Origin of the sequence: Pseudomonas sp. NPDC089758 (assembly GCF_044748705.1) — a bacterium.
In the GTDB taxonomy this organism is placed as follows: Bacteria; Pseudomonadota; Gammaproteobacteria; order Pseudomonadales; family Pseudomonadaceae; genus Aquipseudomonas; species Aquipseudomonas putida_X.
This window is the reverse complement of sequence record NZ_JBIVGN010000010.1, coordinates 201,702-211,165: the sequence shown is the minus strand read 5'-3', so window position 1 is coordinate 211,165 and position 9,464 is coordinate 201,702. Positions and strand designations below refer to the sequence as shown.

Annotated in this window: 3 protein-coding genes; all 3 read left to right on the top strand. The window is 64.3% G+C overall.

From position 1 onward, the window contains the following. Nucleotides 1–178: 178 nt before the first annotated feature. The 3 genes from recC to recD are packed head-to-tail and all read left to right on the top strand — an operon-like array spanning nt 179 to nt 9,395. On the top strand, nt 179–3,655 hold the full coding sequence (gene recC / locus ACIPZH_RS15885) for an exodeoxyribonuclease V subunit gamma (protein WP_400636835.1): 3,477 nt from the start codon (nt 179–181) through the stop codon (nt 3,653–3,655). After that, complete coding sequence (gene recB / locus ACIPZH_RS15880; protein ID WP_400636833.1) at nt 3,652–7,323, top strand: exodeoxyribonuclease V subunit beta; 3,672 nt, start codon at nt 3,652–3,654, stop codon at nt 7,321–7,323. The genes recC and recB overlap by 4 nt, the downstream gene beginning before the upstream one ends. Then, nucleotides 7,320–9,395, top strand: coding sequence for an exodeoxyribonuclease V subunit alpha (recD, locus tag ACIPZH_RS15875; RefSeq protein WP_400636831.1), 2,076 nt, complete (start codon nt 7,320–7,322; stop codon nt 9,393–9,395). Before recB ends, recD begins: the two co-directional genes overlap by 4 nt. Nucleotides 9,396–9,464: the final 69 nt, after the last annotated feature.

The following is a 9,464-nucleotide window of genomic DNA, read 5'->3' as shown; positions in this document are numbered from 1 at the left end:
TGGTAGTGTGGGGTTTCCCCATGTGAGAGTAGGTCATCGTCAAGATTCATTTCGCAAAACCCCTATCTGCGCGAGCAGGTAGGGGTTTTGTCTTTTCTGGCTGTCACAGATCCCGGACTCGGCGGTTAGCCGTGATATCGTTCCCCATCAGCCCGAACTGCCTTCCAGAGAACCATCAATGGCCAACCCGACTTCACTCCACCCCGGCTTCATGATCGTGCACGGCAACCGCCTGGACGACTTGCGCAGCCTGGTGGTGAGCTGGATGCGGCGCTATCCGCTGGCCCCCCTGGAAAACGAAATTGCCCTGGTGCAGAGCAATGGTATCGCCCAGTGGCTCAAGCTGGCCTTGGCCGAGGACCCACTCGAAGATGACCAAGGCGGCTGTGGGATCGCTGCTGCCATCGAAGTGCAGTTGCCAGGCAGCTTCATGTGGCAGTTGTACAGAAAAGTCCTCGGGCGTGACGAAATCCCGGAAGTTTCCCTGCTCGACAAGGCCCCGCTGACCTGGCGACTCATGCGTTTGCTACCCGCGTTGATCGAGCGCCCGCATTTCGAGCCGTTGCGACGCTTCCTCACTGACGACGGCGATCTGCGCAAACGCTATCAGCTTGCAGAGCGCCTGGCTGACCTGTTCGACCAATACCAGGTCTATCGTGCCGACTGGCTGAAGGACTGGGCAGCCGGGCAGCACGTCCTCAATACCGCCCGTGGCGAACGCAAGCCTCTGGCGCCTGGCAACCGCTGGCAGGCAGAGCTGTGGCGGGCCCTGCTCGAGGATGTGGGTGAACAAGGCATGGCCCAAAGCCGGGCAGGGGTGCACCAGCGGTTCATCGAACGTATCAACAGCCTTGAGCAGCCCCCTGCGCGCCTGCCTTCACGGGTAATCGTATTCGGTATCTCATCCCTGCCTGCCCAAGCCTTGGAAGCGCTGGCAGGCCTCGCACGCTTCAGCCAGGTATTGCTGTGTGTGCACAACCCTTGTCGCCACCACTGGGCGGACATCGTCGCCGACAAGGACCTGCTGCGCCACCAGTACAAGCGCCAGCAACGCAAACAGGGCATGCCCGTGCAACTGGATGACGAGTCCTTGCACCAGCACGCCCACCCCTTGCTGGCCGCCTGGGGCAAACAGGGGCGGGACTACATCAACCTGCTCGACAGTTATGACGACCCAGGCAGCTACCAGGGCGCATTCAGCGACGGGCGCATCGACTTGTTCAGCGAAAGCGAGCCGACGACACTGCTCAAGCAGCTGCAGGACGATATCCTCGAACTGCGCCCGCTTACCGAAACCCGTGAGCTGTGGCCTGAGGTGGTTCTGACAAAAGACCGCTCCATCCGCTTCCATATCGCCCACAGCCCACAGCGCGAAGTCGAGATCCTGCACGACCAGTTGTTGGCCCGCTTCAGTGCCGACTCCACCCTGCGCCCGCGTGACGTCATTGTCATGCTCCCGGCGATCGACACCTATGCACCGCATATCCGCGCCGTGTTCGGCCAGCTCCAGCGTAACGACCCGCGTTACATCCCCTTTACCCTGACCGATCAGGGCCAGCGCGGGCGGGATCCCTTGCTGATTGCCCTGGAGCATCTGCTCAAGCTGCCAGACAGCCGTTTCGCCGTCAGCGAGGTGCTCGATCTGCTGGACGTACCGGCTGTGCGAGCCCGTTTCGGGATCCGCGAAAGCGACCTGCCCACGCTGCACCGCTGGATCGAAGGTGCCGGTATCCGCTGGGGGCTCAATGCCGAGCAGCGAGCGGCCTTGGGCCTGCCCGAAGGCCTTGAGCAGAACAGCTGGCGGTTCGGCCTGCGGCGTATGTTGTTGGGTTATGCCGTCGGTATGGGGGAGGGCTGTGACGGTATCGAACCCTACGATGAAATCGGCGGGCTGGATGCTGCGCTGATCGGCCCGTTGGTGGCGTTGCTCGACGCCCTGGATGTGGCCAACCATGCCCTCTCACAGCCAGCCACTGCTGCCCAATGGGGCGAGCGGCTGAACGCGTTGTTGCAAGTGTTCTTCCTGGCAGAAGGCGAACATGACGAGTTCCTGCTCATGCAACTGCAGGAGCTGCGCGATAGCTGGCTGGAGGTGTGCGAGACCGTCGGCTTGCAAGACGTGCTACCCCTCACCGTTATACGCGAGGCGTGGTTGTCAGGCCTGGATCAGGGCAAGCTTTCCCAGCGTTTTCTTGCCGGTTCGGTAAACTTTTGCACCCTCATGCCAATGCGTGCCATCCCGTTCCGGGTGGTCTGCCTGCTGGGCATGAATGATGGCGATTACCCGCGCGCCCAGCAGCCGCTGGACTTCGACCTGATGGCCAGTGATTACCGCCCCGGCGACCGCTCGCGCCGGGAGGATGACCGTTACCTGCTGCTCGAGGCGTTGTTGTCCGCGCGCGATCAGCTATACATCAGCTGGGTCGGCCGGAGCATCCGCGACAACAGCGAGCGTCCGGCATCCGTGCTCATAGGCCAACTGCGCGATCACCTGGCTGCAGGTTGGCGGCTGGCCGGTGGCAGGGACAGCCAGCACGCGGGCGAGCAGTTGTTGCATGGGTTGACGCAAGAGCACCCGCTGCAGCCCTTCAGCCCGCGTTATTTCCAGAAAGGCAGCGCCTTGTTCAGCTACGCCCATGAATGGCAGCTGCTGCACCAGGTCAGCGATGAGGGCGAACAGGCAGACATTGGCCTGCCACCCTACGTGGGCGATGAAGCCCTGACGCTCACACAACTGCAGGATTTTCTGCGTAATCCGGTGCGGCACTTCTTCAGCCAGCGGCTGAAAGTGTTTTTCGAGGCGCTGGAGGCGCCGACGCCAGATGAGGAGCCGTTCGTCCTCGACGCCCTGCAGCGCTACAGCGCCAGCGAAAGCCTGCTCGGGGCGGCGCTGGCCGACCCGGAAAACGCCGAGCATGCGCTGCAAGCCCAGGCGCGCCGGCTGCAGGCATGCGGCATGCTGCCGTTGGCCGGGTTCGGTGAGCTTTTACAGGCAGAACTGATTCAGCCGCTGCCCGACCTGCTGCAACGCCATCGCCAGTTGTTGCAGCGCTGGCCCGAGGTGGTAGAGGGCGCGCTGCCGATCAATTTCGAACAGGGCAGTCATCGCCTGGAGGGCTGGCTTGGCCGGGTCTACCAGGCCGCCGACCAAAGCCTGTTGAGCATCACCACGGTGCCCAACACCATCAGCGCCGGGCGTAACAGTCTCAAGTGGCACCGGCTGATCGCCAGTTGGGTCATGCACCTGGCGGCCTGCGCCGAAGGCTATCCACTGTATAGCGCCCTGTTGGCCAGCGACATCACCTTGCTGCTTGCGCCACTGTCACAACACCAAGCTGCTGAGCAGCTCGGCCATTTGCTGGTGTCACGCCAGGCCGCAATGAATGCGCCGCTGCCGGTTGCCGCCAAGACAGCGTTCGCCTGGCTGGCCCAGGACGATCCTGACAAAGCCCTCGTCGCAGCCGCCCGTGCATACGAAGGTGATGGCCGCACCAGTTTCGGTGAGCGCAGCGAAAGCCTGGCCCTGGCCCGACAATTTCGTGACTTCGCCGCACTCAGTGCCGACGAAACCTTTGAAGGCTGGTGCGAAACCCTGTACCGCCCGTTATACAGCGCAGCCTGGCAGACGCTGGGCAACCCGGAGAGTGGCGCATGACCCAGGTCCGTCCCCTGGCACTGAGTTTTCCCCTGCATGGCAGCCAACTGATCGAAGCCAGTGCCGGTACCGGCAAGACGTTCACCATTTCAGCCCTTTACCTGCGGCTGATACTTGGCCATGGCGGCGAGCACGCTTTTGCCCGCGAACTGCTGCCACCGCAGATCCTCGTGGTGACCTTCACCGATGCAGCCACCAAGGAACTGCGCGAGCGTATTCGCGCGCGCCTGGCCGAGGCTGCACGCTTCTTTCGCGGCGAGCTGCCAGAAGCCGACCCGCTGTTGCACCAGCTACGTGACGATTATCCACAGGAGCACTGGCCTCGCTGCGCCAACCGCCTGGAGATCGCCGTACAGTGGATGGACGAAGCGGCAGTCTCGACCATTCATGGCTGGTGCCAGCGCATGCTTCGCGAACATGCCTTCGACAGCGGCAGCCTGTTCACCCAGAGCCTGGAAACCGACCACAGCGACCTGCTGGGCCAGGTCATGCGCGACTACTGGCGGCGTTTCTGCTACGGCATGCACGGCGCGGCGCTGGGCTGGGTGCGCAGCCATTGGGGCAGCCCCGATGCACTGTTGCCCCGGATCCGCCCATTGTTTGGTCGCGTGCGTGCCCAGCAGGATGAGCAAGAACCGCAAGCGCTGATCGATGCAGCGCTGCTGGAGCGCGCCGATCAGTTGTACCAACTCAAAGCCCCGTGGGCGCAGTGGGCCGAGCAGTTGCAACAGATCTGCCGGGACGCCGTCGCCGCAAAGCAGGTCGACGGGCGCAAACTGCAGGCGCGCTTCTTCGAACCCTGGTTCGACAAGTTGCGCGCCTGGGCAGCTGATGAGCAGATAGTGGAGCTTGACCTGGGGACTGGCTTTACGCGCCTGACCCCGGCTGGCATGGCCGAAGCCTGGAAAATCGGTGAGCCTCCAGATCACCCGGCCTTGCACGCCATGCACGATCTGCCTCAACAGCTACAGGCCTTGGCCAGCCCCGATGCCCGCCTGCTCGAGCACGCCGCCGCCTGGGTTTCGGCGCGCTTCGAGGTGGAAAAGCGCCGCCGCGCCGAGATGGGCTTCGACGATATGCTGCTGCGCCTGCAACATGCGTTGGCCAGTGAAGCCGGCGATAGGTTGGCAGGCCTGATTCGCGAACAGTTCCCGGTAGCCCTGATCGACGAATTTCAGGATACCGACCCTGTTCAGTACGGCATCTTCGAGCGCATCTACCGCATCAGCGAAAATCGTGAGGAAACCGGTTTGTTCATGATCGGCGACCCCAAGCAGGCCATCTATGCCTTCCGTGGCGCCGACATTTACACCTACCTGTCCGCGCGGCGCGCCACCGCCGGACGGCTGCACAGCCTGGACACCAATTACCGCTCCAGTGAAGCAATGGTGGCCGCTGTCAATCAGGTGTTCCTGCAGGCCGAAGCCCGTGAGCAAGGGCGGGGCGCCTTCCTGTTCCGCGAAGGCCATGACAACCCGTTGCCGTTCATCGAGGTACGCGCCAAGGGGCGCAGCGAACGCCTGTTGATCGACGGCCAGGCAATCCCGGCCCTGCAGTGTTGGCAATTGGAGAGCGAAGACCCCGTCTCCAGCACACTGTACCGGCAGCAACTGGCGGCCAGCTGCGCCAGCCACATCGTCGTCCTGCTCAACAGTGCCCAGCGCGGCCAGAGCGGTTTCAGCAAGGCTGACGGCGAACTGCGCCCCTGCCTGCCCTCTGACATCGCCATTCTCGTACGTGACGGCCATGAGGCGCAGTTGGTGCGAGCCGAACTTGCCGCCCGTGACGTTCGCAGCGTGTACCTGTCCGACAAGGACTCGGTCTTCGCCGCCCAGGAAGCGCATGACCTGCTGGCCTGGCTCAAGGCTTGCGCCGAGCCGGACTCCGAGCGCCTGCTCAAGGCCGCCTTGGCCAGCCTGACCCTGGACCTGTCGCTGGCCGAGCTGGACCAGTTGAACCAGGACGAGCGGGTCTGGGAGGACTGGGTCATGCGTTTTCGCCGCTACCGCGACACCTGGCAGCGCCAGGGCGTACTACCGATGTTGCGGCACCTGCTGCACGATTTTCAGTTGCCGCGTACGCTGGTTGCCCGCAGCGATGGCGAGCGGGTGTTGACCAACCTGCTGCACCTGGCGGAGCTGCTGCAGCAAGCGGCGGGCGAACTGGATGGCGAGCAAGCGCTGATCCGCCATCTGGCCGAGCACTTGGCCAACGCCGGCCAGGCCAGTGAAGACCAGATCCTTCGCCTGGAGAGCGACGAACAGCTGGTCAAGGTGGTGACCATCCACAAATCCAAAGGCCTGGAATACCCCTTGGTCTACCTGCCGTTCATCTGCACCAGCAAACCGGTCGACGGTAGTCGCCTGCCGCTGGCCTGGCACGACAGCCAAGGGCAGGCGCAACTGACCCTGACCCCCGACCCGACGCAGATTGCCTTGGCCGATGATGAGCGCCTCGCGGAAGACCTGCGCCTGCTCTACGTCGCCCTCACCCGTGCCCAGCATGCATGCTGGCTGGGCGTTGCCGACCTCAAGCGCGGTAACCAGAAAAGCTCGCAGCTGCACCGCTCCGCTCTCGGCTATCTGCTTGGCGGCGGTGAACCGCTGCAGGGCTCGGCGCAACTGGCGGACTGGCTGCAGAGCTTGCTGGCCGGCTGCCCGCACATTGCCTGCCCCGGCCTGCCAGAGGCAGACGAACAACGCTACCGCACGCCCCATGCCGAACGCGAGCTGCAGCCTGCACGCAAGCCTCGTCGTGCAGCAGCGGAGCATTGGTGGATCGCGTCCTACAGCGCCTTGCGGGTGGGTGAACAGACACTGGGTGCCGACAGCTCCCTGGCCCAGCAGTTGCTCGACGATGAGGCGGGTGCTATTCAGCTGCCCCGCGAGGTGCCCGCCGACGGCGGCGACATCCACCGCTTCCCACGCGGGCCGAACCCCGGCACCTTCCTCCATGGTTTGCTCGAGTGGGCCGGGCGCGAAGGCTTCGCCGAGGTCGCCGCCAACCCCAAACTGGTCGAGCGCACCGTCGGCCAGCGCTGCAACCGGCGCGATTGGACTGGCTGGATCCCGGCACTGAGCCAATGGTTGCAGCAACTGCTGAACGAGCCACTGCCTGCCCGTGACATGAGCCTGAGGTTGGCGCAGTTGCAGCACTATCAGATAGAAATGGAGTTCTGGTTCGCCAGCCATCAGGTCGATGCCCAGCAGCTTGACCAGTTGGTCGCCCGCCACACCCATCCAGGCGCAGCGCGCCCCGCCGCTCAGCCGACGCTGCTCAACGGCATGTTCAAAGGCTTCATCGACCTGGCGTTCGAGCTCGATGGCCGCTATTACGTGGCCGACTACAAGTCCAACTGGCTTGGCCCGGATACCCAGGCCTATGACACGCAGGCCATGGAAAAGGCGATCCTGGAGCACCGCTACGACTTGCAGTACGTGCTTTATCTGCTGGCCCTGCATCGCCAGTTGCGTGCCCGGCTGCCCGATTACGATTATGACCAGCATGTGGGCGGTGCGCTGTTCATCTTCTTGCGCGGCGCCAGCAGCAGCGGCCACGGCGTGTACTTCGCCAAGCCGCCACGTGAGTTGATCGAAGCACTCGATGCGCTGTTCCGTGGCGTGCATGCGCCTCAACAACACGACCTGTTCGCCGGAGCTGCGCCATGAGTCGCACCCTTGATGACCTCTTGCCTACGCCACTGAACGCCGAGCACCTGCTGACGCTGGCGCCACAACGCAACAGCGCAGACCTGCTGCAACTGCTCGACCGCTGGGTTGAGCGCGGCTGGTTGCGGGCGCTGGACCGTGCATTCGTGTCCTTTCTGGAAGAGCGCGCCCCCGGCAGCGATCCGCTGTTGCTGCTGGCCGCTGCCTTGGCCAGCCATCAGCTGGGCCACGGGCATGTCTGCCTGGACCTGCAGCAAACCCTGGCCGAGCCGGATTTCGCCCTGTCGCTGCCGCCGGAAGGCGATGCCCTGGCAGGGCCGTTGCTGCTGCCGTCGCAGTTGCTCGCCAACCTCGACCTGCACACCTGGCGCAAGCGCATTGCTGCCAGCACCCTGGTGGCGGCTGGCGATACCCCTGGCCATGAGGCCCGGCCATTGGTGATCAGCGGTGAACGTCTCTACCTGCGCCGCTACTGGAGTTACGAGCGGCAGATCGACGAAACCCTGCGCCAGCGCCTGGGCCAAGACGAGGGCACCCCCGCAGACCTGCCTGCGCGCCTGGCGCAGTTGTTTGATGAAGGTGCTCTGGCCGGCCAGGTGGATTGGCAGAAACTGGCGTGTGCCCTCGCCACCCGCGCCGGCTTCAGCATCATCACCGGTGGGCCGGGCACCGGCAAAACCACCACAGTCGTGCGCCTGCTGGCCTTGCTGCAGGCGCCTGCAGTCGAGCAGGGCAGGCCGCTGCGCATTCGCCTTGCCGCGCCCACCGGCAAGGCTGCAGCGCGCCTGACCGAGTCCATCGGTCAGCAGGTCGAGCGTTTGCAGGTCAGTGCCGATGTCCGCCGGCAGATTCCTACCGATGTCAGTACCGTGCACCGGCTGCTCGGCAGCCGCCCGGGCTCTCGCCACTTCCGTCACCATGCAGGCAACCCGCTGCCGCTGGATGTCCTGGTGGTGGATGAAGCCTCGATGATCGACCTCGAAATGATGGCCAACCTGCTCGATGCCTTGCCCCCCAAAGCCCGGTTGATCCTGTTGGGTGACAAGGACCAGCTGGCCTCGGTCGAGGCGGGTGCGGTGCTGGGCGACCTGTGCCGGGATGCCGAAGAGGGCTGCTACTCACCCGCTACCCAAGCATGGCTGGAGCAGATTGGCGGTCAGTCGTTGGCCGAGAGCGGGCTGAAGGCCGGCGACGCGCAACGCAACCCTTTGGCACAGCAAGTCGTGATGCTGCGTTTTTCCAGGCGCTTTGGCGAAGGCAGCGGCATCGGCCAGCTGGCGCGCCTGGTCAACCGCCAGCAAGCCCAGGCGGCCCGCGATCTGTTGACGATGCCGCCGGCCGATGTATTCGGCCTGGCCCTGCGCGGCGAGCACGACCGCGCCTTTGATCGGCTGATACTCGACGGCCTGAACCGCGGCGCCGATGGGCCACAAGGCTATCGCAGCTACCTGCGCACCATTGGCCGGCATCGTCCAGCGCCTGGCAGTGCTTTCGACGATCCGCTCTGGGAGCAGTGGGCTGGCAAGGTGCTGCGCAGCTTTGAGGACTTCCAGTTGCTGTGCGCGGTGCGCAGGGGCGCCTGGGGGGTGGAGGGGCTCAACGAGCGGGTGGCGCGAGTGCTGCACAGCGCCGGGCTGATCGACAGCCAGCAGCCTTGGTATGAAGGGCGCCCGGTATTGGTGACGCGTAACGACTACGGTCTGGGCCTGATGAACGGTGACATCGGCATCGCCCTGCGCTTGCCGGACGAGCAAGGCGAGCCGCTGCTGCGTGTGGCCTTCCCACGCAACGACGGCAGTGGCGGGGTGCGTTTCGTGCTGCCCAGCCGGCTCAACGAGGTGGAAACGGTATTCGCCATGACCGTCCACAAGTCCCAGGGCTCTGAGTTCAGCCACACCGCGTTGGTACTGCCCGATGCGCTCAACCCGGTGCTGACCAAAGAGCTGGTATACACCGGTATTACCCGGGCCAAGCATTGCTTCAGCCTGGTCGAGCCACGGCAGGGCATCTTCGAAGAAGCGGTGGCGCGCAGGGTGCGGCGTATCTCCGGTTTGATGCTCGAGCAGGTGTGATGCATTGCTGTGGACGCTGCCGTGCGCCGTGACAGGGCGCTTCCACAGCGAAAACGGCGTTGTGCTATC